The sequence below is a fragment of the Bradyrhizobium sp. CFUWI genome (assembly GCF_056429085.1).
The window spans coordinates 38,144-62,639 of the sequence record NZ_JBWJZE010000006.1 but is presented as its reverse complement, the minus strand read 5'-3'; the positions used below and the strand labels follow the sequence as shown (position 1 = coordinate 62,639).

Here is a 24,496-nt window from a genome sequence, read left to right as displayed (position 1 = left end):
CGAAAAAGGCCGCCCGAAGGCGGCCATTGGTCAGCCCGGAAGAGGATTATCAGCGAATCTCCGAGGTCCCGGCGCTCGTCACCACCACCGGCTTGCCGGCCTTGATCACTTGGGTGGATTGGGCGGTCTGGCTGTAATCGGCATTGGTACGGGCTGCGATCCCGAAGCCGGCCACCATGATGCCGGCTACCAGCGCCACCACCACGATCTTGAGGTGGGTCGCACGATCAGCAGAGTGAATTGAGTGGTTCATCTGAGCCTCCCGACGGGCTTTGCCGCCGTCTATGGCTGTTGTCTTAAGGACCATCTGTTTCCGGATGGTTTCGCGGGTTCCGCAAAATGGTTTCATCTCGCCGCCGGGCTGGCTTCGTCCGCCGGCACCTGAGGGCGGGGGCCCGGTTGGTCGCGTCCGGCTCCGCCGATGCCTGGCGACCTGTCCCGGGCTTCCGCAAGCTGATTGGAAAATCGGGTAATCCGAAAAGAAGCCAGGCCGACTCGGACATGTTGGATCGTTTCTAAGAGCCGTTCTAAGAAGCTTTCAATTAGGGAATTTTCGCGCCCTCCCATAAGCGTGACGTCCGAGCGCATGCCGTCCGGGGACAGCGGCATGACGTATCGAACATGCAGCTTTGGGGTGGCGCGTTGAACAGTCTTGGAATGCTGCGGTCGGCCGTGTTGGCGACCGCGTCCGCTTTGGTCTTGATGCCGCAGGCATCACTTGCACAATCTTCCTCGCAGAGTGGGGCGCAGAACCTGCCGTCGGTGACGGTCACCGCGCCGGAAGCCCGCCGCCGCGCGGCCACAACTCCTCAGCGCCGTCTGCCGCGGGCGTCGGAACAGGTCGCCACTCGAAACAGACCGCAGCAGCCGCCGCGCAATGTCGGCTTCGTCGAGACTCCGCGCGGTCCGGTGAACGGTTACGTCGCCGGACGCAGCTCGTCGGGCACCAAGACCAACACGCCGATCATGCAGACGCCGCAATCGGTGTCCGTCATCGGCGCCGAGCAGATCCGCGACCAGAAGCCGATGAAGCTCGACGAAACCCTGCGCTACACCGCCGGCGTGCGCGCCGGGACATTCGGCGCCGATACGCGCAACGATTGGTGGCTGATCCGCGGCTTCAAGTCCGACGACATCGGGCTGTTCCTGGACGGCATGCAGCTGTTCTACACCGCCTATGCGAGCTGGCGGCTGCCGCCGTCCAACATGGAACGCGTTGAGGTGCTCCGCGGTCCGTCCGCCGTGCTCTATGGCGGATCGAGCCCGAGCGGCATCGTCAACGTCATCAGCAAACTGCCGCCGGCCGAGCCGATCCGCTACATCGAGACCGGAGTGAACAATTTCGGCAATGCTTATGTCGGCTTCGATGTCGGCGGGCCGGTTGCGACGCAGCCTCAGGATGGCAAGCTGTTCTATCGCGTCGTCGGCGAGGTCAGGAACGGCGGCACGCAGGTCGACTTCACGCCTGATAACAACTATTTCATCGCGCCGTCATTCACCTGGAAGCCTGATGCCGATACGACCTTCACGGTTCTCGCGTCGGCGTCGAAGACGGACACCCGCGGCATCAACTTCCTGCCGTACCAGGGCACGGTGACCAACGCACCGTTCGGCAAGATCCCGACCAGCTTCTTCGTCGGCGATCCCGGCGTCGACAAGTTCACGCGCGAGCAGGAGATGCTCGGCTACCAGTTCGAGCGCAATCTCACCGATGACCTCACGTTCCGGCAGAATGCGCGGTTCGCGCACGTCGATGTGACCTATCGCGGCTACGTCGGCAACGGCTATACCAATGCGACGGCCGGCGACATCTTCCGTTATAATTGGTATGCGAAGGACACGGCCAACCAGGCCAATCTCGACAACCAGTTGGAGTATCGTTTCGATACCGGCCCGGTGAAGCACACGATGCTGTTCGGCGTCGATCTGAGAGGCTACCAGATCGACGACTATCAAGCCTTCAGTTTCGTCGGGGTTCCGTCGATCAACGCGCTGAATCCAGCGTATGGTGTGGGTGACATTCCGATCACCGGCGATCCGTTCAGTAATGTCAGGATTACGCAGAAGCAGGCCGGCACCTATCTTCAGGATCAGATGAAGCTCGGCAACTTCACGCTGGTGCTGAGCGGGCGCAATGACTGGGTCGAGACGACTCAGGCCGCTCGTGATACCGGCGCCACCGTCGCCAGCCGCGATGACAGCAGGTTCAGCGGGCGCGCCGGATTGATCTATAATTTCGACAACGGCATCGCGCCCTACGTCTCTTACGCGACCAGCTACAATCCGATCATTGGCATCAATAGTGCAACGAAGCGCCTGTTCCTGCCGGAGACCGGCCAACAGGCCGAAGTCGGCGTGAAGGTCGCTCCCAAGGGCTTCGACGGCTACTTCACCGCCTCGGTCTTCAACCTGAAACGTCAGAACGTGGCCACCACCGATCCGGTGATCCCCACGTTGCAGAACCAGACCGGCGAGGTGACTTCGCGCGGCATCGAGCTCGAAGTAGTGGCCAACGCCACCAAGGAGCTGAAGTTCATCGGCGCCTTCACGGCCTATCATCTCTTCACCAGCAAGGATCTCAATCCGGCGCTGGTCGGGAAGACGCCGACCAACACGCCTGAGCTCCTGGTGTCGGGCTGGGCCGACTACACCTTCAAGGACGGACCGCTCGAAGGGTTCGGCTTCGGCGGCGGGGTCCGCTACGTCGGCTCGTCCTGGGCCGACCAGGCCAACACCCTCGAGGTCCCCGCGGTCGTGCTCGGCGATCTCGCGCTCCACTACGAATGGCAGAACTGGCGGACCGCGCTGAACGTGATCAATCTGACCGACAAGATCTACGTCGCGAGCTGCGCGTCGGCCGCGTCATGCTTCTACGGCGACCGCCGGCGCGTGACCGCCAGCGTCTCCTACAAATGGTGAGGATGGGCGAGGGGAGACATCGGTCGGGCCGGCCTGATCTCGACCGTCCCTCTGTCCCTGTTTGGACTGCCGCCGGTCTTCGATCACGCATTTGATGAGCTCCCGGGCTATGCCCCCCTGGCCCGAAGCTCATCCGAGCGCGGCACGCGCGACGGCCCTCCACGTCGCCGTCGCCGCGCTCGCGGCGGGGTCCGATCGGACGGCACTATAGCGCAAGTCGATGCCGATCCCGCAGGAGGCAGGCCCGGTCCTCACCGCGATGCATGGCTCGTCTGATGGCCTGCGCCTGTGGATAGGTGTCCTTGCTCCAACTTGTCTTGAACCTTGTCTTGGCTCGCGGCTGACAATCACCGGCCCCTCGGGCGCTGCAGCTTCGGATTTGGCCAGCCAAGCTGTCGCCGGGGACAGTCGAAGGTTCCTGAGGTGGGTGTTATCCCTCGCTGCGTGCGCTGCCGCAGCCGAAAACCCGGCGTTTTCCTCGGGCGATCGACGGCAAGGCGCTGCCGTGGCCCGCGCGCCGCAATCTCCGAGCTGCTCCCCTTGCAAAACGGCTGACCGCCCTTGCTGGGCCCTGCGATCTGCTCCATACCAACGCGGGGTGATTCCGGGATTTTTGCCGTTCTGGGAGCGGCAAAGGGCCTGAAAAGACCGTGTCTTGCGCCCATTGGTGCACTGCGCTAAGGCTCAGAATAATTCCAAACCGGACGAATCCGTGGCTGTCCCGAGGCTGCGGGAAAAAGGGCTCGCCATGAGCGGCATTCTGCAGAACTATCTTCCACTCGTCGTCTTTATAGGGGTAGCGGGCCTGATCGGCCTCGTGCTGCTGATCGCGCCGTTCATCGTGGCGTTCCAGCAGCCGGATCCGGAAAAGCTGTCGGCGTATGAATGCGGCTTCAACGCCTTCGACGACGCGCGCATGAAGTTCGATGTCCGCTTCTACCTGGTCGCCATCCTCTTCATCATCTTCGACCTCGAGGTGGCGTTCCTGTTTCCCTGGGCGGTGGCGTTCGGCAAGCTTGGCGCGACCGGCTTCTGGTCCATGGTGGTGTTTCTCGCCGTGCTGACGGTCGGGTTCGCCTATGAATGGACGAAGGGAGCACTGGAATGGGATTGACCCCTGTAGCGTCCACGGGCCCGGTCGTCGCGCCGGCCCCCAAGGGCATCCTGGACCCGTCGACCGGCAAGCCGGTCGGCGCCAATGATCCGTTCTTCCTCGAGGTCAATTCCGAGCTGTCCGACAAGGGCTTCTTCGTGGCCGCGACCGACGACCTCATCACCTGGGCGCGCACCGGCTCCCTGATGTGGATGACCTTCGGTCTCGCCTGCTGCGCGGTCGAGATGATGCAGGTGTCGATGCCGCGCTACGACGTCGAGCGCTTCGGCTTCGCGCCGCGGGCCTCGCCGCGCCAGTCCGACGTGATGATCGTCGCGGGCACGCTCACCAACAAGATGGCGCCTGCGCTGCGCAAGGTCTACGACCAGATGCCGGAGCCGCGCTACGTCATCTCGATGGGCTCCTGCGCAAATGGCGGCGGCTATTATCACTATTCCTACTCGGTCGTGCGCGGCTGCGACCGCATCGTGCCGATCGACATCTACGTGCCGGGCTGCCCGCCCACGGCGGAAGCGCTGCTCTACGGCGTGCTGCTGCTGCAGAAGAAGATCCGGCGCACCGGCACCATCGAACGCTAAGGTTTTACGTCATGGACGACGCCAAGCTCGACGCCCTGGGGCAGACGATCGTTAGCGCGCTTCCGGGCGCCGCCACCGGTCATTCGGTGGCCTTCAACCAGCTCACGGTTGAGGTCGAGGTCAGCAAGATCGTCGAGGTGGTCAAGTACCTCCGCGATGACCCGAGCTGCCGCTTCGTCAGCTTCACCGACATCACGGCCGCCGACTATCCGTCGCGCGAAAAGCGCTTCGACGTGATCTATCACTTCCTGTCACCGACCCTGAATGCGCGGATCCGGCTCAAGGCCCAGGCCGACGAGACCACCCAGGTACCGTCGCTGATCGACGTCTTCCCCGGCGCCGACTGGTTCGAGCGCGAGGCCTACGACCTCTATGGCGTGTTCTTCGTCGGCCATCCCGACATGCGCCGCATCCTCACCGATTACGGCTTCGAGGGTCATCCGCTGCGCAAGGACTTCCCGACCACCGGTTTCGTCGAGGTCCGCTACGACGATCAGGAGAAGCGGGTGGTGTACGAGCCGGTCAGGCTCAACCAGGAGTTCCGCAAGTTTGATTTCTTGTCGCCATGGGAGGGCGCGGATTATCCGGTGCTTCCGGGGGATGAAAAAGCGGGGCCGAAGGTCTGATCATGAACGAGCAACCCGAACAGCTTCGCAACTTCACCATCAATTTTGGACCGCAGCATCCTGCGGCCCATGGCGTGTTGCGTCTCGTGCTGGAACTCGACGGCGAAGTCGTGGCCCGTGTCGATCCCCATATCGGCCTGCTTCATCGCGGCACCGAAAAGCTGATCGAGCAGAAGACCTATCTCCAGGCGATCCCTTACTTCGACCGGCTCGACTACGTCGCGCCGATGAACCAGGAGCATGCCTTCTGCCTCGCCGCCGAAAAGCTGCTCGGCATCGAGGTGCCGCGCCGCGGCCAGCTGATCCGCGTGCTCTATTGCGAGATCGGCCGCATCCTGTCGCATCTGCTCAACGTCACCACGCAGGCGATGGACGTCGGTGCGCTGACCCCGCCGCTGTGGGGCTTCGAGGAGCGCGAGAAGCTGATGGTGTTCTACGAGCGCGCCTCGGGCAGCCGTATGCACGCAGCTTACTTCCGCGTCGGTGGCGTGCATCAGGATCTGCCGCAGAAGCTGGTCGACGACATCGAGGCCTGGTGCGATCCGTTCCTGAAAGTTGTCGACGATCTCGACCGCCTGCTCACCGCCAACCGCATCTTCAAGCAACGCAACGTCGACATCGGCGTGGTGCCGCTGAAGGAGGCCTGGGAGTGGGGCTTCTCGGGCGTGATGGTGCGCGGCTCGGGCGCGGCCTGGGACCTGCGCAAGTCGCAGCCCTATGAATGCTACGCCGAGATGGATTTCGACATTCCGATCGGCAAGAACGGCGACTGCTACGACCGCTATCTGATCCGCATGGAAGAGATGCGCCAGTCCGTGCGCATCATGAAGCAGTGCATCCAGAAGCTGAATGCGCCTGACGGCAAGGGCCCCGTCGTCGTCGAGGACAACAAGGTCGCGCCGCCGCGGCGCGGCGAGATGAAGCGCTCGATGGAAGCGCTGATCCATCACTTCAAGCTCTACACCGAGGGCGTGCACGTGCCGGCCGGCGAGGTCTACGCCGCGGTCGAGGCGCCCAAGGGCGAGTTCGGCGTCTATCTGATCTCCGACGGCACCAACAAGCCCTACAAGTGCAAGATCCGCGCGCCGGGCTTTGCCCATCTGCAGGCCATGGACCACATCTGCCGCGGCCATCTGCTCGCCGACGTCTCGGCGATCCTCGGCTCGCTCGACATCGTGTTCGGAGAGGTCGATCGGTGATGGCGCAGGCGCCAATCCAGTTTGACCGCGCCTCGGGCGCCCTTGAAGGGGCCAACCTGTGGGAGCGGACGGCTGCCTTGGCGCTGGTGACGGGATCGAAGATCTCCTCGCACTTCTCGCATATGGGCTACATCGCCTGCGCGAATTTGCTGCGGAAGACGCTGCCCGAGCGCAACATCGCGATCAAGCTCAACCCCGACGCCGTGTTCGAATTCCCCTACGGCGACGGCTATTGGAGCAAGCTGCTCAACCGCTCCTACAATTACGAGGACGAGCTCGAGCTCTTGTTCGCCGACTCCATCGACGTCGACTACACGCTGCTCGATTGCGGCGCCAATTACGGCTACTGGTCGGTGCTGGTCTCGAGCAAGCCGTTCGGCGCGCACAAGGCGATCGCGATCGAGCCGTCGGGGCAGAACTACCCGAAGCTCGCCAACAACGCCCGCGTCAACGGCGATCGCTTCGAGACGATGAAATGCGCGATCGGCGCGGCCCGCGGCACCGCGCGGCTGTCCGGCACCAAGCACGAAGCCTTCAGCATCGCCGGCGATCCCTCGGCGGGCGGTGAGGAGGTGCCGGTCATCTCGCTTGATGATCTGATCGAGGACGGCAGGGTCGCTGCCACCGGCAAGTATCTGATCAAGCTCGACGTCGAGGGCGTCGAGATCGAGGCGATCAAGGGCGGCGCGCGGCTGCTCCAGGCCGACAGCGTCATCATGTGCGAGGAGCACGGCAGCGACCGCTCCCATGCGGTGTCGCGCTACATCCTCGAGCAGACCCCGCTGAAGCTGATCGTGTTCGATCCGCGCAGCAAACGGATGGAGACCGTGACCGAGCTGTCGATCCTCGACCGCATCAAGGTCTCGACTCACGTCGGCTACAACGTTTTCGGCACCGCAAGCGCATTCTGGCAGGACAGGATCGAAGCCCTGAATGCGAAGACCGCGCGCCGCATGCAGTGAGAGATTGAAGAGATGTCCGTTCGTCGACTAGCACCGAAGGAAGTCCAGCCCGCGAGCTTTGCGTTCACCGAGGAGAACCTCGCGTTCGCCAGGCAGCAGATCGCGAAATATCCAGCCGGACGTCAGGCCTCGGCCGTCATCGCCATTCTCTGGCGCGCGCAGGAGCAGAACGAGGGCTGGGTCTCGGAAGCCGCGATCCGCGTCATCGCCGATATGCTCGACATGCCCTATATCCGGGTGCTGGAGGTTGCGACCTTCTACACCATGTTCCAGCTCGCCCCCGTCGGCAAGAAGGCCCACGTCCAGGTCTGCGGCACCACGCCGTGCCGGCTGCGCGGCGCCGAGGACCTGATCCACGTCTGCGAGCACCGCATCCATCACGAGCCGTTCCATCTGTCCAAGGACGGCAATTTCAGCTGGGAAGAGGTGGAGTGCCTGGGTGCCTGCGTGAACGCGCCGATGGTGCTGATCGGCAAGGACACCTATGAGGACCTGACCAAGGAGAGTTTTGGCAAGGTGCTCGACGGCTTCGCCTCGGGCAATCCGCCCAAGCCCGGTCCGCAGAACGGCCGCCAGTTCTCGGCGCCGATCACCGGGCCGACCACATTGAAGGAGATCACCTGATGCGTGATCTTTCGTCGCCCGCGGGGCAGGAGAGCGGTGCCATGAAGAAGTGGGGCTTCGTTGCGATGCACGCCGTCGTGGCGGCCGCTTTCATCTTCCTGCTGCAGCGTTTCGGCCTGAACGCGTCGCTGGAATCCAGCCTGCTCTGGGCGCTGACCTTCGGCGTCTGCGCCGCCGGACTTGCCTACAAGCAGTCCAATCGTTGATCGGAAAGCACTGATATGCTCGAGGACAAGGACCGCATCTTCAAGAACCTTTACGGCCTCCACGATTGGGGGCTAGAGGGTGCGCGGCGCCGTGGCGCCTGGGATGGCACCAAGGCCATCATCGACAAGGGCCGCGACTGGATCATCAACGAGATGAAGGCCTCGGGGCTCCGCGGCCGCGGCGGCGCCGGCTTCCCGACCGGCCTGAAATGGTCCTTCATGCCGAAGGAATCGACCGACGGCCGGCCGAGCTATCTCGTCGTCAACGCCGACGAATCCGAGCCCGGCACCTGCAAGGACCGCGAGATCATGCGGCACGATCCGCATCTTTTGGTCGAGGGCTGCCTGATCGCCAGCTTCGCGATGAACGCGCATGCCTGCTACATCTACGTCCGCGGCGAGTTCATCCGCGAGCGCGAGCGCCTTCAGGCCGCGATCGACCAGGCCTATGAGGCCAAGCTGGTCGGCAAGGACAACGTCAACGGCTGGCCGTTCGACATCTACGTCGCGCACGGCGCCGGCGCCTATATCTGCGGCGAGGAAACCGCGCTGCTCGAAAGCCTCGAAGGCAAGAAGGGCCAGCCGCGCCTGAAGCCGCCGTTCCCGGCGAATGTCGGCCTGTTCGGCTGCCCGACCACCGTCAACAACGTCGAGTCCATCGCGGTTGCGCCGGACATCCTGCGCCGCGGCGCGGCCTGGTTCGCCGGCATCGGCCGCCCGAACAATGTCGGCACCAAGCTGTTCTGCATCTCTGGCCATGTCGAGCGGCCCTGCAACGTCGAAGAGGCCATGGGCATTCCGTTCCGTGAGCTGATCGAGAAGCATTGCGGCGGCATCCGTGGCGGCTGGGACAACCTCAAGGCCGTGATCCCCGGCGGCTCGTCGGTGCGCATGGTGCCGGCCGAGCAGATCATCGACACCCCGATGGATTTCGACAGTCTGAGCAAGCTGCGCTCGGGCCTCGGCACCGCGGCCGTGATCGTGATGGACAAGTCGACCGATCTGATCCGCGCCATCGCCCGCATCTCGTACTTCTACAAGCATGAGAGCTGCGGCCAGTGCACGCCGTGCCGCGAGGGCACGGGGTGGATGTGGCGCGTGCTGACCCGCATGGCCGAGGGCCGCGCCCACAAGCGCGAGATCGACATGCTGCTCGAGGTGACCAAGCAGGTCGAAGGCCACACCATCTGCGCGCTGGGCGACGCGGCGGCATGGCCGATCCAGGGCCTGATCGCACATTTCCGTCACGAGATCGAAGCGCGCATCGACCAGTATTCGCACAGGGCCGACATTGACGATATCGGCGTCCGCGATCCCGTGAACATGGTCGCGGCGGAGTAGAGAGAATGACCAAGCTCATCATCGACGGCAAAGAGATCGATGTCCCGCCGGAGTACACGCTGCTTCAGGCGTGCGAGGCGGCCGGCGCCGAGATTCCGCGCTTCTGCTACCACGAGCGGCTGTCGATCGCCGGCAATTGCCGGATGTGCCTCGTTGAAGTGAAAGGCGGCCCGAAGCCGGTCGCGAGCTGCGCCTGGGGCGTGCGCGACTGCCGTCCGGGCCCCAAGGGCGAGCCGCCGGAAATCTCCACGCGTTCGCCGATGGTGAAGAAGGCGCGCGAAGGCGTGATGGAGTTCCTGCTCATCAACCATCCGCTGGACTGCCCGATCTGCGACCAGGGCGGTGAGTGCGACCTCCAGGACCAGGCGATGGGCTATGGTGTCGACACCAGCCGCTTCGCCGAGAACAAGCGCGCCGTCGAGGACAAATATCTCGGCGCGCTGGTCAAGACCTCGATGAACCGCTGCATCCAGTGCACGCGCTGCGTCCGCTTCTCGGCGGAAGTCGCCGGCGCCCCCGAGATGGGCGCCACCGGCCGCGGTGAGGACATGGAGATCACCACCTATCTCGAGCACGCCCTGACCTCGGAATTGCAGGGCAACCTCGTCGACATCTGCCCGGTCGGCGCGCTGACCTCGAAGCCCTATGCCTTCGCGGCGCGCCCGTGGGAGCTCGGCAAGACCCAGTCGATCGACGTGATGGACGGTCTCGGCTCTGCGATCCGCGTCGACACCCGCGGCCGCGAGGTGATGCGCATCCTGCCGCGCATCAACGAGGCCGTGAACGAGGAGTGGATCTCCGACAAGACCCGCCACGTCGTCGACGGCCTGCGCACCCAGCGGCTCGACCGGCCCTATGTCCGTGAGGCCGGCAAGCTGCGCGCGGCGAGCTGGCAGGAGGCCTTTGCCGCGATCGCCGCCAAGGCGGCGCGCACCGACGGCAAGCGCATCGGCGCGATCGCCGGCGACCTCGCCGGTGTCGAGGAAATGTTCGCGCTGAAGGACCTGCTCGCGAGGTTCGGCTCCGGCAATCTGGCGGTGCAGGGGGGCGATGCCTTCGATCCCTCGCTCGGCCGCGGCTCCTACATCTTCAACCCGACGCTGGCGGGCGTGGAGCAGGCGGATGCGCTGCTCATCATCGGCGCCAACCCGCGGAAAGAGGCGGCCGTGTTCAACGCCCGCATCCGCAAGCGCTGGCGCGCCGGCGGCTTCAAGGTCGGCGTGATCGGCTCCAAGGCCGATCTGACCTACGACTACGATCATCTCGGCGCGGGCACCGAGACGCTCGGTGAGCTCGCCGCCGGCAAGCACTCCTTCATGGACGTGCTGAAAAACGCCAAGAACCCGATCATCCTGGTCGGCGGAGGCGCCGCCTCGCGCCACGACGGCGCCGCCATCCTCGCGGCCGCTGCCAAGCTCGCGCTCGACGTCGGCGCGCTCAAGGACGGCTGGAACGGCTTCGGCGTGCTGCACGAGACCGCCTCGCGCGTCGGCGCGCTCGACATCGGCTTCTCCGCAACCGGCGGCGGGCTGAACGCGGCGCAGATGACGACCTTCGGCACGCTCGACCTCCTGTTCCTGCTCGGGGCCGACGAGATCAACGCGGCGGACGGCACCTTCGTCGTCTATATCGGCACCCATGGCGACCGCGGCGCGCACCGCGCCGACGTCATCCTGCCGGCGGCCGCCTACACCGAGAAGTCCGCGATCTACGTCAACACCGAAGGCCGCGTGCAGATGACGGGCCGCGCCGCGTTCCCGCCGGGCGAAGCCCGCGAGGACTGGGCGATCGTCCGCGCGCTGTCGGAAGCGCTCGGCAAGAAGCTCGGCTACGACTCGCTCGCGCAGCTGCGCCAGGCGATCTTCAAGGCCGTGCCGCATCTGATCCGTCTCGACCAGATCGAAGCCGGCTCCGCCGACCAGATCAGGAAGCTGGCGGGGAAGGGCGGCTCGCCCGAGAAGGCGCCGTTCAAGCCGCTGGTCGAGGACTTCTATTTGACCAACCCAATCGCGCGTGCGTCCGCCGTGATGGCGGAATGCTCGCGCCTCGCCTCCGGGCACATGCTGACCGCAGCGGAGTGAGCGTGATCTGATGGAATTCTTCGAAAGCGCATTCTGGACCGGTTTCCTCTGGCCGCTGATCATCATGGTCGCGCAGAGCGTGCTGGTGCTCGTCGTCCTGCTGGTGGCGATCGCCTACATCCTGCTCGCCGACCGCAAGATCTGGGCGGCGGTGCAGATCCGGCGCGGCCCGAACGTGGTCGGCCCCTGGGGCCTGCTGCAATCCTTCGCCGACCTCTTGAAGTTCGTGCTCAAGGAGCCGATCATTCCAGCCGGCGCCAACAAGGGCGTGTTCCTGCTGGCGCCGCTGGTGTCGTGCGTGCTCGCGCTGGCAGCCTGGGCGGTGATCCCGACCAATCTCGGCTGGGTGATCGCCGACATCAATGTCGGCGTCCTCTTCATCTTCGCGATCTCGTCGCTGTCGATCTACGGCATCATCATGGCCGGCTGGTCGTCGAACTCGAAGTATCCGTTCCTGGCCGCGCTGCGCTCGGCGGCGCAGATGGTGTCGTACGAAGTCTCGATCGGCTTCGTCATCATCACGGTGCTGCTCTGCGCCGGCACGCTGAACCTGACGGCCGTGGTCGAGGCCCAGCACGCGCGCGGCCTCGCCAGCCTGATCGGGCTGCCGCAGCTCACCATCCTGAACTGGTACGTCTGGCCGCTGTTCCCGATGTTCGTGGTGTTCTACGTCTCGGCGCTGGCGGAAACCAACCGTCCGCCCTTCGACCTCGTCGAAGCCGAATCCGAGCTCGTCGCCGGTTTCATGGTCGAATACGGCTCGACTCCGTACTTGCTGTTCATGCTCGGCGAGTATGTCGCGATCGTCACGATGTGCGCGCTGGCGACGATCCTGTTCCTCGGAGGCTGGCTGCCGCCGGTGGATCTGCCGCCCTTCAACTGGGTGCCGGGCATCATCTGGTTCTCGCTGAAGCTGTTCTTCATGTTCTTCCTGTTCGCGATGGCAAAGGCGATCGTGCCGCGCTACCGCTACGACCAATTGATGCGCCTCGGCTGGAAGGTGTTCCTGCCGCTGTCGCTGGCGATGGTGATCGTGGTGGCCGGCGTGCTGCATTTCGCCGGCATCGCGCCGAAGTGAGGGCTGTCATGGGTATCAACGTCAACGCCACTGCACGCTCGCTTCTGCTGTCGGAATTCGTCTCGGCGTTCTTCCTCGCCATGCGCTATTTCTTCCAGCCGAAGCCGACGCTGAACTATCCGTTCGAGAAGGGCCCGATCTCGCCGCGCTTCCGCGGCGAGCACGCGCTGCGCCGCTATCCGAACGGCGAAGAGCGCTGCATCGCCTGCAAGCTGTGCGAAGCGGTCTGCCCGGCGCAGGCCATCACCATCGAAGCCGGACCGCGCCGCAACGACGGCACCCGCCGCACCGTGCGCTACGACATCGACATGGTGAAGTGCATCTATTGCGGCCTCTGCCAGGAGGCCTGTCCTGTGGACGCCATCGTCGAAGGTCCGAACTTCGAGTTCGCGACCGAGACCCGCGAGGAACTGTTCTATGACAAGGCCAAGCTGCTCGCCAACGGCGATCGCTGGGAACGCGAGATCGCGAAAGCGATCGAGCTCGACGCGCCGTACCGGTGAGGTGAGGGCATGATCCAGATTTCCAAGTCATTCCGGGATGGTCAGAAGGACCAGACCCGGAATCTCGAGATTCCGGGTTCACGCTTCGCGCGCCCCGGAATGACGGGAGTTTCTCGATGATCCTTCCCGCGCTGTTCTTCTATCTATTCGCCGGCGTCTGCGTCGCCTCGGCCGTGATGGTGATTGTCTCGCGCAATCCCGTGCACTCCGTGCTGTACCTGATCCTGGCCTTCGTCAACGCTTCGGGCCTGTTCGTGCTGATGGGCGCCGAGTTCCTCGGCATGATGCTGATCGTCGTCTATGTCGGCGCGGTCGCGGTGCTGTTCCTGTTCGTGATCATGATGCTCGACGTCGATTTCCTCGAGCTGCGCGAGGGCTTCATCGAGTACCTGCCGGTCGGCCTCGTGATCGGCGGCATCTTCCTGTTCGAGCTGCTGCTCACCGTCGGCTTCTGGGTCATCAATCCCGGCGTCTCCAAGACGATCACGGCGGCGATCCCGGCCAACGTTTCCAACACCGAGGCGCTCGGGCTCGTGCTCTATACGAAGTACATCCACTACTTCCAGCTCTCGGGCATGGTGCTCCTGGTCGCCATGATCGGCGCCATCGTGCTGACGCTGCGCCACAAGGCCAGCGTGAAGCGGCAGGACATCAACGTTCAGAACGCGCGCACGCCCGAGATGGCGATGGCGATGCGCAAGGTGGCGCCGGGGCAGGGGCTCTCGGATGCCGATGCGGCGGAGTGGGTGAAATGACGGTCGGGCTCGGACATTATCTGGCGGTCGGCGCGATCCTGTTCACGCTCGGCATCCTCGGCATCTTCCTGAACCGCAAGAACATCATCATCATCCTGATGTCGATCGAGCTGATCCTGCTCTCGGTCAACATCAACCTCGTGGCATTCTCGACCTTCCTCGGCGACATCGTCGGCCAGGTCTTCGCGCTGCTGGTGCTCACCGTCGCGGCGGCCGAAGCCGCGATCGGTCTCGCCATCCTGGTGGTCTATTTCCGCAACCGCGGCTCGATCGCGGTTGAGGACGTCAATCTGATGAAGGGCTGAGCTCTCAAATGGTTCAGGCAATCGTTTTCCTGCCTCTGCTGGGCGCCATTTTGGCCGGCCTGATCGCGCTCGTGGGCGCGCATGCCCGCAACCCCTCGGGCGACGAGGTCGAGCATCACGGCGACCACGGTCACGGCGCCCATGCCTCGACGGCCCATGACGCCCATGACCACGGCGAACACGGCCACGACGAACATGGTCACGACGATCACGGCCATGGTCCGGCCGAGCCGCCCGCGGCGGGCTCGCGCCCGGCCGAGCTGATCACGACGGCGCTGCTGTTCGTCTCGGCCGCGCTGTCCTGGATGACGCTGGTCGATGTCGGCTTCATGCACCATGACGCCCGCATTCAGCTGTTGCCCTGGATCTTCTCCGGCGATCTCCAGGTCTGGTGGACGCTGCGGGTCGACACGCTCACCGCCGTGATGCTGGTGGTGGTGACCACCGTGTCCTCGCTCGTGCACCTCTATTCCATCGGCTACATGGACGAGGACCCGAATCGGCCGCGCTTCTTCGGCTATCTCAGCCTGTTCACCTTCGCCATGCTGATGCTGGTGACGGCAGACAACCTCGTTCAGCTGTTCTTCGGCTGGGAAGGCGTCGGTCTCGCCAGCTACCTGCTGATCGGCTTCTGGTACCAGAAGCCATCGGCGAACGCCGCCGCCATCAAGGCTTTCGTGGTCAACCGCGTCGGCGACTTCGGTTTCGCGCTCGGCATCTTCGCCGTCTTCATGCTGGTCGGCTCGACCGATTTCGAGACGATCTTCCATGCCGCGCCCGGCCTCACCGGCAAGACCATCAACTTCCTCGGCTGGCACGCCGACGCGCTGACCCTGACCTGCCTGCTGCTGTTCATGGGCGCGATGGGCAAGTCGGCGCAGTTCCTGCTGCACACTTGGTTGCCGGACGCGATGGAAGGCCCGACGCCGGTCTCGGCGCTGATCCATGCCGCGACCATGGTCACCGCCGGCGTGTTCATGGTGGCGCGCCTGTCGCCGCTGTTCGAGCTCGCCCCGACCGCGCAGGCCGTCGTGATGTTCTTCGGTGCGACCACGGCGTTCTTCGCGGCCACGATCGGCCTCGTCCAGAACGACATCAAGCGCATCGTCGCCTACTCGACCTGTTCTCAGCTCGGCTACATGTTCGTGGCGATGGGAGCAGGGGCCTATTCAGTCGGCATGTTCCATCTGTTCACGCACGCCTTCTTCAAGGCGCTGCTGTTCTTAGGCTCCGGCTCGGTGATCTACGCGATGCACCACGAGCAGGACATCCGCAACATGGGCGGCCTCTGGAAGAAGATCCCCTACACCTATGCGGTGATGGTGGTCGGCACCCTGGCGCTGACCGGCTTCCCGCTCACGGCCGGGTATTTCTCCAAGGACGCCATCATCGAAGCGGCCTACGCCTCGCACAATCCGTTCGGGGTGTACGGCTTCCTGATGACGATCATCGCCGCCGGCCTGACCTCGTTCTACTCCTGGCGCCTGATCTTCAAGACCTTCCACGGCGAGCCGCACGACGAGCATCATTACGAGGCCGCGCACGAGGCTCCGCTCTGGATCCTGGTCCCGATCGGCGTGCTCGCGGTCGGCTCGTTCGTCGCAGGGTTCCCGTTCAAGGAGCTGTTCGCCGGTCACGGCGTCGAGGAGTTCTTCCGCGAGTCCGTGAAGATGAACCCGCACATCATCGAGGAGATGCACCACATCCCGCAGACCATCGCCTTCCTGCCGACGGTGATGATGGTGCTGGGCTTCCTCGTCTCGTACCTGTTCTACATCCGCCGGCCCTATCTGCCGGTCGAGCTCGCGAAGACGCAGCCGATGCTGTACCAGTTCCTGCTCAACAAATGGTACTTCGACGAGCTCTACGACATCATCTTCGTCCGTCCGGCGAAGTGGATCGGCTACCAGCTCTGGAAGAAGGGCGACGGCTTCATCATCGACGGCTTCGGCCCCGACGGCGTCTCGGCCCGCGTGCTGGACGTCACCCGCAACGTCGTGAAGATCCAGACCGGTTATCTCTATCACTACGCGTTCGCCATGCTGATCGGTGCCGCCGGCCTGATCACCTGGTTCATGTTCGGCTTTGGAGGCCAGTAAATGACAACCTGGCCCATCCTTTCGGTCACGACGTTCCTGCCGCTGGTCGGCGCGCTGATCGTTTACTTGAGCCGCGGCGACGACGAGGCGGCCAGGCGCAATTCGCGCTGGATCGCGCTCTGGACCACGCTGATCACCTTCGCGGTCTCGGTGATCCTGGTGATGCGCTTCGACCCCGCCAATCCCGACTTCCAGTTCGTCGAGAAGGCGAACTGGCTCGCCACCGGCATCACCTACCACATGGGCGTCGACGGCATCTCGCTGCCGCTGGTGATCCTCACCACCGCCGTGATGCCGTTCTGCATCATCGCGAGCTGGAAGGCGATCACGAACCGCGTCCGCGAATACATGATGGCGTTCCTGATCCTGGAAACGCTGATGATCGGCACCTTCTCGGCGCTCGATCTCGTGCTGTTCTACCTGTTCTTCGAGGGCGGCCTGATCCCGATGTTCCTGATCATCGGCGTGTGGGGCGGCCCGCGCCGGGTCTACGCGTCGTTCAAGTTCTTCCTCTACACGCTGCTCGGCTCGGTCCTGATGCTGCTCGCCATCATGGCGCTGTACTGGAACGGCGGCACCACCGACATCCCGACCCTGATGCACACCGCCGTGCCGCGCTCGTTGCAGACCTGGGCCTGGCTCGCCTTCTTCGCCTCCTTCGCGGTGAAGATGCCGATGTGGCCGGTGCACACCTGGCTGCCCGACGCGCATGTCGAGGCGCCGACGGCGGGCTCGGTGGTCCTGGCCGCGATCCTGCTGAAGATGGGCGGCTACGGCTTCCTGCGCTTCTCGCTGCCGATGTTCCCGCTGGCCTCGCACGACTTCGCGCCGCTGATCTTCACGCTCTCGGCCATCGCCATCATCTACACCTCGCTGGTGGCACTGATGCAGGAGGACATGAAGAAGCTGATCGCGTACTCCTCGGTGGCGCATATGGGCTTCGTCACCATGGGCATCTTCGCCGGCACCATGCAGGGCGTGGCCGGCGGCATGTTCCAGATGATCTCGCACGGCATCGTTTCCGGCGCGCTGTTCCTCTGCGTCGGCGTCGTCTACGACCGTCTGCACACCCGCGAGATCGCGGCCTATGGCGGCCTCGTCAACCGGATGCCGCTCTACGCGATGACGTTCATGGTCTTCACCATGGCCAATGTCGGTCTGCCCGGCACGAGCGGCTTCGTCGGCGAGTTCATGACGCTGCTCGGCACCTTCAAGGTCTCGATCCCGACGGCGTTCTTCGCCAGCTTCGGCGTGATCCTGTCGGCGGCCTATGCGCTGTGGCTCTACCGCAAGGTCGTGTTCGGGGCGCTGACCAAGCCGTCGCTGGCGAGCATGAAGGATCTCACCTTGCGCGAGTGCGTGATTCTGTTCCCGATGATCGCGCTGACGATCCTGTTCGGCGTCTATCCGAAGCCGGTGCTCGACATGTCGGCTGCCTCGGTCCAGCAACTCGTCAACAATTACAACACCGCTGTGACGGCCGTGAAGGCCGCCGCACTGCTCCATTGATCGGGCAGGTCAGGATATTGTCATGAGCTTTGAGACTGCAGGTTATCAACTGGCGCCGGTGCTGCCCGAGATCGTGCTCGCGATCGGCGCCATGGCTCTGCTGATGCTGGGCGCCTATCGCGGGCAGGGGACGACCGGTGCGATCACCTCGCTGGCGGTCGTGCTCCTGGTCGTGGTCGGCGTGCTCGAATACATGCTGCCCGCCGGCAAGCATGTGACCTTCGGCGGCAGCTTCATCGTCGACGATTTCGCCCGCTTCATGAAGATCCTGGCTTTGATCGGCTCGGCGGTGACGCTGATCCTGTCGACCGAGTTCCTGTCCGACCCGTCGCGCCGCATCTTCGAATATGCCATCCTCGTGCTGCTCTCGACGCTCGGCATGATGGTGCTGATCTCGGCCGGCGACCTGATCTCGCTCTATCTCGGCCTTGAGCTGATGTCGCTGGCGCTCTATGTCGTCGCGGCCTCCAACCGTGACAACGCCAAGTCGACCGAAGCCGGCCTGAAGTACTTCGTGCTCGGCGCGCTGTCCTCGGGCATGCTGCTCTACGGCGCCTCGCTGATCTACGGCTTCACCGGCACGGTCAGCTTCACCGGCATCGCAGCGGTCGCGACGGTCTCGAATGTCGGCCTGCTGTTCGGTCTCGTCTTCCTGCTCGTCGGTCTCTGCTTCAAGGTTTCGGCGGTGCCGTTCCACATGTGGACGCCCGACGTCTACGAGGGCGCGCCGACCCCGGTCACCGCCTTCTTCGCCTCGGCGCCGAAGGTCGCCGCGCTCGCCGTGTTCACTCGCGTCACGCTGACCGCTTTCCCGGGCATCGTCTCGCAGTGGCAGCAGATCCTGGTGTTCGTGTCGATCGCCTCGATGGCGCTCGGCTCCTTCGCCGCCATCGGCCAGACCAACATCAAGCGCCTGATGGCCTATTCCTCGATCGGCCACATGGGCTTCGCCCTGGTCGGCCTTGCCTCCGGCACGGTCGAGGGCGCGCAGGGCGTCCTGATGTACATCGTGATCTATGTCGCGATGACGCTGGGCTCGTTCTCGATCATCCTCGCCATGCGCCGCAACGGCCAGGCCGTCGAGCAGATCAGCGATTTCGCCGGCCTCTCGCGCACCAATCCGCTGCTCGCCTTCATGTTCGCGATGCTGCTGTTCTCGCTCGCCGGCATTCCGCCGCTCGCCGGCTTCTTCGCCAAATGGTACGTCTTCGTCGCCGCCATCAAGGCGAATTTGTTCACGCTCGCCGTCATCGGCGTGCTGACCAGCGTGGTCGGCGCCTACTATTATCTCGCCATCGTCAAGACGATGTATTTCGACGAGCCGGCCGGACAGGTCGATCCGGTGCGGGTCGAGGTGAAGACGGTGCTGGCGGTTGCGGGCCTGTTCAACATCCTGTTCGCGCTGTTCGCAGGTCCCGTGGTGAGCGTCGCCTCCGCCGCGGCAAAGTCGCTGTTTTAGGATGGCTTTCGCGCTCGGTCCTCGCGCCTCATCTGCGGGCTACAAGCTCGCGGCGTTCGAGCGGACCGGCTCGACCAACACCGAGGCGATTGAGCGCGCCAGGGCCGGCGAACGCGGCCCGATGTGGTTCGTCACATCCGAGCAGACCGCCGGCCGCGGCCGCCGTCAGCGCCCCTGGATCGCGCCGCGCGGCAATCTCGCCGCCAGCGTCCTCGAAGTCCTGGACGTCGCGCCGGCGGTTGCCGCCACCATCGGGTTTGCCGCCGGGCTGGCCGAGGAGGCCGCCCTGGAGAAGGTCAGCCTCGAGGCCGCGCTCCGCCTCGGCGAGGGCCGTCCCCGCTACGCCTTGAAATGGCCCAATGACGTGCTGGCCAACGGCAAGAAGCTGGTCGGCATCGGTCTGGAGGCCGAGGCGGTCGGCGATCGCCTCGCCATCGTGGTCGGCATCGGCACCAACGTCGTCGCAGCGCCCGAGGGCACCCCGACGCCCGCGGTGTCGCTGGCCGCGCTCGGCGTCCAGATCAGTGCCGAGGAGCTGTTCTCGGCCCTCTCCGACGCCTGGGTCGAGTTCCGCGGCATCTGGGACAATGGACGCGGTTTTGCCGAGATCCGAAAGCTGTGGCTGGAGCGGGCCGCCGGCCTCGGCGAGAAGGTCGCGATCCAGACGGGGACGATGACGCTGGAAGGCATTTTCGACACCATCGACGACACCGGCTGCCTGATCGTCCGAACCGCGGAGGGCCGCCGCGTGCCGGTGGCGGCAGGCGAGGTGTTCTTCGGTCCGGTCCGCTCGGTGGGAGCTGCATGATGGCGAAGCCCGAGGAACTGGTATTTGCGCCGCTCGGCGGCGTCGGCGAGATCGGCATGAACCTGTCGATCTACGGCCTCGGCAACCGCCAGCAGCGCGCCTGGCTCGCGGTCGATCTCGGCGTCTCCTTCGGCGACGAGGAGCACCTGCCGGGCATCGACCTGATCATGCCGGACATCTCGTTCCTGGAGAAGGAACGCAAAAACTTGATGGGCCTGGTGCTGACCCACGCCCACGAGGACCATTTCGGCGCCATCATCGACCTCTGGCCGAAGCTGAAATGCCCGATCTATGCGACGCAGTTCAGCGCCGCGCTGTTCGAGGCCAAATGCGCCGCCGAGCGCAACGCGCCGAAGATCCCGGTGACGGTGGTGCCGTCGGGCGGGCGCATCGACGTCGGCCCGTTCAACGTCGAATTCATCCCCGTCGCGCATTCCATTCCCGAAGCGCACGCGCTGGCGATCCACACCTCGGCCGGCACGGTGCTGCACACCGGCGACTGGAAGATCGACCCGACCCCGACGCTCGGGGCTCCCACCGACGAGAAGCGGCTGCGCGAGCTCGGCGAGGCGGGCCTGCTCGCCTTGATCGGCGATTCCACCAACGCGGTGCGCGACGGCCGCTCGCCCTCGGAGGCCGAGGTCGCCCGGACCATCATCGATCTCGTGAAGGCCGCCAAGGGCCGCGTCGCCGTGACGACCTTCGCCTCCAACGTCGCGCGCATCAAGGCCGTGGCCGCCGCCGCCAGGGCCGCCGACCGCGAGGTCGTCGTGGTCGGCCGCGCCATGGAGCGCGTGGTGCAGGTCGCGCGCGAGACCGGCTATCTCGACGGCGTGCAGAATTTCCGCTCGCCCGACATCTACGGCCATCTGCCGCAGGACAAGGTGCTGGCGCTGTGCACCGGCAGCCAGGGCGAGCCGCGCGCCGCGCTGGCGCGCATCGCCAATGACGACCATCCCGAGATCACGCTCAACCGCGGCGACAGCGTGATCTTCTCCTCGCGCACCATCCCGGGCAACGAGAAGGCCGTCGGCTCGATCATCAACAATCTGGTGCTGCAGGGCGTGGAGATCATCACCGACCGCGACGCCCTGGTTCACGTCTCCGGCCATCCCCGCCGCGACGAATTGCGCGACCTGATCGCCTGGACCAGGCCGCAGCTCCTGATCCCCGTCCATGGCGAGGCGCTGCATCTGCACGAGCACGCCAAGCTGGCGCGCGCTGCCGGCGTGCCGCGCGTGCTGGTCTGCCGCAACGGCGACCTCGTCAAGCTCGGCCCGGGCGATCCCGGCATTATCGGCGAGGTGCCCTCGGGACGTCTCTACAAGGACGGCACGATATTGGAGGATTCCAAGTCCCGCGCCGTGGTCGAGCGGCGGCGCATGGCGTTCTCCGGCTGCGCCTTCGTCGCCATTGCCATGACCGAGCAGGGGGAGCTCGCCGACGATCCCGAGGTCGACCTGGTCGGCGTCCCCGAGAAGAACCGGGCGGGCGAGCCCTTCGACGACATCGTCTTCGACGCGGTGATGTCGACGATCGAGGGCCTGCCGAAGGCGCGCCGTCGCGATGCCGATGCGCTGGCCGAGTCGGTGCGACGCGCTGTCCGGGCCGTCATCAACGAACATTGGGGCAAGAAGCCCCCCTGTCTGGTACACGTACTGACAGTCTGAGGGAGAGAACCATGCTGGGCCGGCTCAACCATGTCGCGATCGCGACCAAGGACGCCGTCAAGGCGGCCAGGATCTACGGCGCCGCGTTCGGCGCCCAGATCTCGGACGCCGTGCCGCTGCCCGAGCACGGCGTCATCACCGTGTTCGCGACGCTGCCCAATACCAAGATCGAGTTCATCGAGCCGCTCGGCGAGGCCTCGCCGATCGCAAAATTCGTCGAGCGCAACCCCGACGGCGGCATCCACCACGTCTGCTACGAGGTCGTCGACATCATCGCCTCGCGCGACACGCTGGTGAAGGAGGGGGCAAGGGTGCTCGGTGATGGCGTGCCGAAGATCGGCGCCCACGGCAAGCCGGTGCTGTTCCTGCATCCGAAGGATTTTTCCGGCGCGCTGGTCGAAATCGAGCAGGCGTAAGGCCGTCCCATGGCCATCCAGATATCGACCGCGATCGCGATCTACTTCGTCATCTGGTGGGTCACGCTGTTCGTGACGCTGCCGTTCGGCGTGCGCAGCCAGCACGAGGACGGCGTCGGCGCGCCCGGCACCGATCCCGGCGCCCCGATCCTGACCCGGATGGGCCGCAAGCTGATCTGGACCACGATCATCTCGGCCATCGTCTACGGCCTCGGCATGGTCGCCTATAACGCCGGCTATCTCTCGATCGAGCGCCTGTCGAAGATGATGGGCATGCCGTTCTAGGTCTATCTGCGTGCGGCCCATCCTTCGAGACGCCCGCTTCGCGGGCTCCTCAGGATGAGGACAGAGTGCGCGGCCGCAGTTTCAACGTGCGGCGATGTCCGTTAGCCTCATCCTGAGGAGACCGCGAAGCGGTCGTCTCGAAGGACGAGGCGCTTGCTTCATCTCGCCGCGTGCTTAGAATTTTTCGTTTGGCTCATTGTTTCGGGGGACACAAATGACTTTTCAACGCATCGTCGTCGCGCTGCTGGTGCTGATCGTCGCCGGGCTCGGCGCCATCGGCTATGTCGAGTGGAAGATGGCGGTGCAGCTGCGAACGCTGAAGGCGTTCGTCGAGGGCTACGTCTTTAACGAAGCGGTGATGGCCTGCGAGCAGGCCAAGAGCTCGACACCGTTCAAATGGAACGGCGGCAAGAGCACCTCGGTGATCGGCCTGAACTCGGTCAAGCTGGACAAATACAACGTCAGCGCCAGCTACACGCTGGTGGCGGATCTCGTTTATTGCGATTACGATCCGATCAAGAGAAAGGCCGAGATCGGCTCGAGCTTCCTGGAGCGGGAGTAATTGTTCGGTGTCCCGCGTGAACTCGGCGCCGAACTGCGCATCTCTTGACGCGAGTGCGTAGCCTCGACGCAGTTTTCACGCAAGACTATCAAATCGGTCGGCGTTGGCGGCCCGCGATCATTCCGTAGACGAGCAGCACGACGATCGCGCCAACGACCGCGCCGATCAATCCTGCCCCTTCTCCGGGACGATACCAGCCGAGGGCCTGGCCGAGGTAGGTCGCAACGAATGCGCCCACGATCCCGAGGATGGTCGTCAGGATGAAGCCGGACGGCTCATTGTCCCCGGGCATGATGAATTTGGCTATGACGCCGGCGACGAAGCCGATGATGATCGTCCAGAGAATGCTCATTTCAAACCTCTTCAAGTTAAGCAGCGGCGGTTAAGCCTGCGGCAGGCGCCCGTCCGGTGTGTACTTGTCGATTGCCGAGGGCAATTCCCGGGACAGCCTTGCGAGGATCTCGTCTTGAGAGAGCCCCGTCTGCTGTTCGAGCTTCTCGAGCACGTCGGCGCCAACGGCAGTTTTCAGCTCAGGCGGCGAAATCTCCTTGTTGGGGCCGGGCTTTACCCAGGAGTCGGCTATCTCGCCCCGGCCATTCTGGTTAAATCGTTCCAGGAGCTCGCCAATTCCTCCATTGAGCAGCCCCCCGATGCCGCCCGCGCCGAGCATGCCGCCCAGGTTGCCCAACATTCCCCCGAGCGGCTCCTGAGCACTCCCGCCGGCGGGCCCTCCGCCCGCAGACCCTGCGCCTGAACCCTTCAGCAGTTCGGCCAGCTTGTCGCGGTTTTGATAGCCAGCTATGGCCAGCATCGCCAGAAGGGCAGTCATGGAAGGCATTCCGCGTGCCATTGGCGTCTCCTTGAGATCCGAGATCCGAGAAGAGCGAAACTGTCTCAACACGCATGAGTTCCCGAGATCGCACATGATCACTGCGGCGAAGCGTCTCTCTGTCGCGAGGGAGAGAAGCAACGACGGGGTGGGACGGGCTGCCCGGGACCACGGCAGGAGGCAGTAAAATCCCATCTCAGCTCGACCTCGGCGGAGCCGGACGATCTGAGGAGCAAGCGCCGCGCGAGAACGCAAATGCCATCATCGGAAGCCGCCGACCGGATCATCGATCTCTACCAGCGCCAGGCATCGGACTGGATCGAGAAGCGCGCCCAAAGCGGCCTGTTTGAGCCAGCCTGGCTCGACCGCTTTCGAGCGTTGCTGCCAGCGAATATCGGCTCGCTCCTGGGCCGGAACGGCTTCCGCGTCGTGTCGCATGTCGCCGACGATCGCGATTGCGGCGGCCACACGATCTGGCTTGCACAGCGCATCGATACGCTCGGTTCAGTCGAACGATCGTGGCGATAGGCGCCAGCGCGCTTTTTGGCTATGATGATCCGAAAAGAAG

Annotated in this window: 26 protein-coding genes; 23 read left to right on the top strand and 3 right to left on the bottom strand. The window is 64.6% G+C overall.

Going from position 1 to position 24,496, the window contains the following annotated elements:
* Positions 1 to 49 precede the first annotated feature (49 nt).
* A complete protein-coding gene (locus tag AC066S_RS14940) occupies positions 50 to 253 on the bottom strand; it encodes a hypothetical protein (RefSeq protein WP_126257325.1) in 204 nt (67 codons plus the stop codon).
* Positions 254 to 657: 404 nt separating this feature from the next.
* Here AC066S_RS14940 and AC066S_RS14935 point away from each other — a divergent pair, with 404 nt between their 5' ends.
* The 22 genes from AC066S_RS14935 (at position 658) to AC066S_RS14830 (ending at position 23,099) form a co-directional block, all read left to right on the top strand.
* Positions 658 to 2,919 carry a TonB-dependent siderophore receptor gene (locus AC066S_RS14935; RefSeq protein ID WP_478270049.1) on the top strand — a complete coding sequence of 754 codons (2,262 nt, stop codon included), beginning with the start codon at positions 658 to 660 and terminating at the stop codon, positions 2,917 to 2,919.
* A 748-nt stretch (positions 2,920 to 3,667) separates the two neighbouring features.
* Positions 3,668 to 4,033: an NADH-quinone oxidoreductase subunit A gene (locus tag AC066S_RS14930; RefSeq protein WP_478270048.1), complete on the top strand. Its 366-nt coding sequence runs from the start codon at positions 3,668 to 3,670 to the stop codon at positions 4,031 to 4,033.
* Positions 4,024 to 4,611: a NuoB/complex I 20 kDa subunit family protein gene (locus AC066S_RS14925; RefSeq protein WP_028136064.1), complete on the top strand. Its 588-nt coding sequence runs from the start codon at positions 4,024 to 4,026 to the stop codon at positions 4,609 to 4,611. Before AC066S_RS14930 ends, AC066S_RS14925 begins: the two co-directional genes overlap by 10 nt.
* Positions 4,612 to 4,622: 11 nt before the next feature.
* Positions 4,623 to 5,237: an NADH-quinone oxidoreductase subunit C gene (locus AC066S_RS14920; protein ID WP_126257328.1), complete on the top strand. Its 615-nt coding sequence runs from the start codon at positions 4,623 to 4,625 to the stop codon at positions 5,235 to 5,237.
* A gap of 2 nt (positions 5,238 to 5,239) precedes the next feature.
* A complete protein-coding gene (locus tag AC066S_RS14915) occupies positions 5,240 to 6,436 on the top strand; it encodes an NADH-quinone oxidoreductase subunit D (protein ID WP_028136066.1) in 1,197 nt (398 codons plus the stop codon).
* Positions 6,436 to 7,398, top strand: a complete 963-nt coding sequence (locus AC066S_RS14910; RefSeq protein ID WP_164718561.1) for an FkbM family methyltransferase — start codon at positions 6,436 to 6,438, stop codon at positions 7,396 to 7,398. The genes AC066S_RS14915 and AC066S_RS14910 overlap by 1 nt, the downstream gene beginning before the upstream one ends.
* 12 nt (positions 7,399 to 7,410) lie before the next feature.
* A complete protein-coding gene (gene nuoE / locus AC066S_RS14905) occupies positions 7,411 to 8,022 on the top strand; it encodes an NADH-quinone oxidoreductase subunit NuoE (protein ID WP_091885987.1) in 612 nt (203 codons plus the stop codon).
* Positions 8,022 to 8,228 carry a hypothetical protein gene (locus AC066S_RS14900; protein WP_126257330.1) on the top strand — a complete coding sequence of 69 codons (207 nt, stop codon included), beginning with the start codon at positions 8,022 to 8,024 and terminating at the stop codon, positions 8,226 to 8,228. The genes nuoE and AC066S_RS14900 overlap by 1 nt, the downstream gene beginning before the upstream one ends.
* 15 nt (positions 8,229 to 8,243) lie before the next feature.
* Positions 8,244 to 9,569: an NADH-quinone oxidoreductase subunit NuoF gene (gene nuoF / locus AC066S_RS14895; RefSeq protein WP_028136070.1), complete on the top strand. Its 1,326-nt coding sequence runs from the start codon at positions 8,244 to 8,246 to the stop codon at positions 9,567 to 9,569.
* A 5-nt stretch (positions 9,570 to 9,574) separates the two neighbouring features.
* Positions 9,575 to 11,650: an NADH-quinone oxidoreductase subunit NuoG gene (gene nuoG / locus AC066S_RS14890; RefSeq protein ID WP_126257331.1), complete on the top strand. Its 2,076-nt coding sequence runs from the start codon at positions 9,575 to 9,577 to the stop codon at positions 11,648 to 11,650.
* Positions 11,651 to 11,660: 10 nt separating this feature from the next.
* The gene (nuoH, locus tag AC066S_RS14885) at positions 11,661 to 12,728 is read left to right on the top strand and encodes an NADH-quinone oxidoreductase subunit NuoH (RefSeq protein ID WP_085969087.1); all 1,068 of its coding nucleotides are present in this window, start codon (positions 11,661 to 11,663) and stop codon (positions 12,726 to 12,728) included.
* Positions 12,729 to 12,736: 8 nt separating this feature from the next.
* Entirely contained in the window at positions 12,737 to 13,231 is a 495-nt protein-coding gene (nuoI, locus tag AC066S_RS14880) for an NADH-quinone oxidoreductase subunit NuoI (RefSeq protein WP_191093171.1), read from the top strand.
* A gap of 116 nt (positions 13,232 to 13,347) precedes the next feature.
* Positions 13,348 to 13,986, top strand: coding sequence for an NADH-quinone oxidoreductase subunit J (locus AC066S_RS14875; RefSeq protein WP_061027048.1), 639 nt, complete (start codon positions 13,348 to 13,350; stop codon positions 13,984 to 13,986).
* The gene (gene nuoK, locus AC066S_RS14870; RefSeq protein ID WP_126257332.1) at positions 13,983 to 14,291 is read left to right on the top strand and encodes an NADH-quinone oxidoreductase subunit NuoK; all 309 of its coding nucleotides are present in this window, start codon (positions 13,983 to 13,985) and stop codon (positions 14,289 to 14,291) included. Before AC066S_RS14875 ends, nuoK begins: the two co-directional genes overlap by 4 nt.
* A gap of 8 nt (positions 14,292 to 14,299) precedes the next feature.
* Positions 14,300 to 16,390, top strand: coding sequence for an NADH-quinone oxidoreductase subunit L (nuoL, locus tag AC066S_RS14865; protein WP_478270047.1), 2,091 nt, complete (start codon positions 14,300 to 14,302; stop codon positions 16,388 to 16,390).
* On the top strand, positions 16,391 to 17,899 hold the full coding sequence (locus AC066S_RS14860) for an NADH-quinone oxidoreductase subunit M (protein ID WP_126257334.1): 1,509 nt from the start codon (positions 16,391 to 16,393) through the stop codon (positions 17,897 to 17,899).
* Positions 17,900 to 17,921: 22 nt separating this feature from the next.
* Entirely contained in the window at positions 17,922 to 19,358 is a 1,437-nt protein-coding gene (gene nuoN, locus AC066S_RS14855; protein WP_126257335.1) for an NADH-quinone oxidoreductase subunit NuoN, read from the top strand.
* Between the two features lies 1 nt (position 19,359).
* Positions 19,360 to 20,166, top strand: coding sequence for a biotin--[acetyl-CoA-carboxylase] ligase (locus AC066S_RS14850; protein WP_478270046.1), 807 nt, complete (start codon positions 19,360 to 19,362; stop codon positions 20,164 to 20,166).
* Complete coding sequence (locus AC066S_RS14845) at positions 20,166 to 21,836, top strand: ribonuclease J (protein ID WP_478270045.1); 1,671 nt, start codon at positions 20,166 to 20,168, stop codon at positions 21,834 to 21,836. Before AC066S_RS14850 ends, AC066S_RS14845 begins: the two co-directional genes overlap by 1 nt.
* 11 nt (positions 21,837 to 21,847) lie before the next feature.
* On the top strand, positions 21,848 to 22,252 hold the full coding sequence (mce, locus tag AC066S_RS14840) for a methylmalonyl-CoA epimerase (protein ID WP_028136079.1): 405 nt from the start codon (positions 21,848 to 21,850) through the stop codon (positions 22,250 to 22,252).
* Between the two features lie 9 nt (positions 22,253 to 22,261).
* Positions 22,262 to 22,537: a DUF1467 family protein gene (locus AC066S_RS14835; RefSeq protein WP_135170006.1), complete on the top strand. Its 276-nt coding sequence runs from the start codon at positions 22,262 to 22,264 to the stop codon at positions 22,535 to 22,537.
* Between the two features lie 214 nt (positions 22,538 to 22,751).
* On the top strand, positions 22,752 to 23,099 hold the full coding sequence (locus AC066S_RS14830) for a hypothetical protein (RefSeq protein WP_126257340.1): 348 nt from the start codon (positions 22,752 to 22,754) through the stop codon (positions 23,097 to 23,099).
* An 88-nt stretch (positions 23,100 to 23,187) separates the two neighbouring features.
* On the opposite strand, the gene AC066S_RS14825 is transcribed toward AC066S_RS14830, so the two are convergent.
* Together AC066S_RS14825 and AC066S_RS14820 are read right to left on the bottom strand one after the other, a co-directional pair.
* On the bottom strand, positions 23,188 to 23,451 hold the full coding sequence (locus tag AC066S_RS14825) for a GlsB/YeaQ/YmgE family stress response membrane protein (RefSeq protein WP_126257341.1): 264 nt from the start codon (positions 23,449 to 23,451) through the stop codon (positions 23,188 to 23,190).
* Positions 23,452 to 23,481: 30 nt separating this feature from the next.
* Positions 23,482 to 23,949 carry a YidB family protein gene (locus AC066S_RS14820; RefSeq protein ID WP_478270044.1) on the bottom strand — a complete coding sequence of 156 codons (468 nt, stop codon included), beginning with the start codon at positions 23,947 to 23,949 and terminating at the stop codon, positions 23,482 to 23,484.
* Positions 23,950 to 24,183: 234 nt separating this feature from the next.
* On the opposite strand from AC066S_RS14820, the gene AC066S_RS14815 reads away from it, so the two are divergent.
* Positions 24,184 to 24,456 (top strand): hypothetical protein, encoded by a 273-nt coding sequence (locus AC066S_RS14815; protein WP_478270043.1) that lies wholly within the window; start codon positions 24,184 to 24,186, stop codon positions 24,454 to 24,456.
* Positions 24,457 to 24,496: the final 40 nt, after the last annotated feature.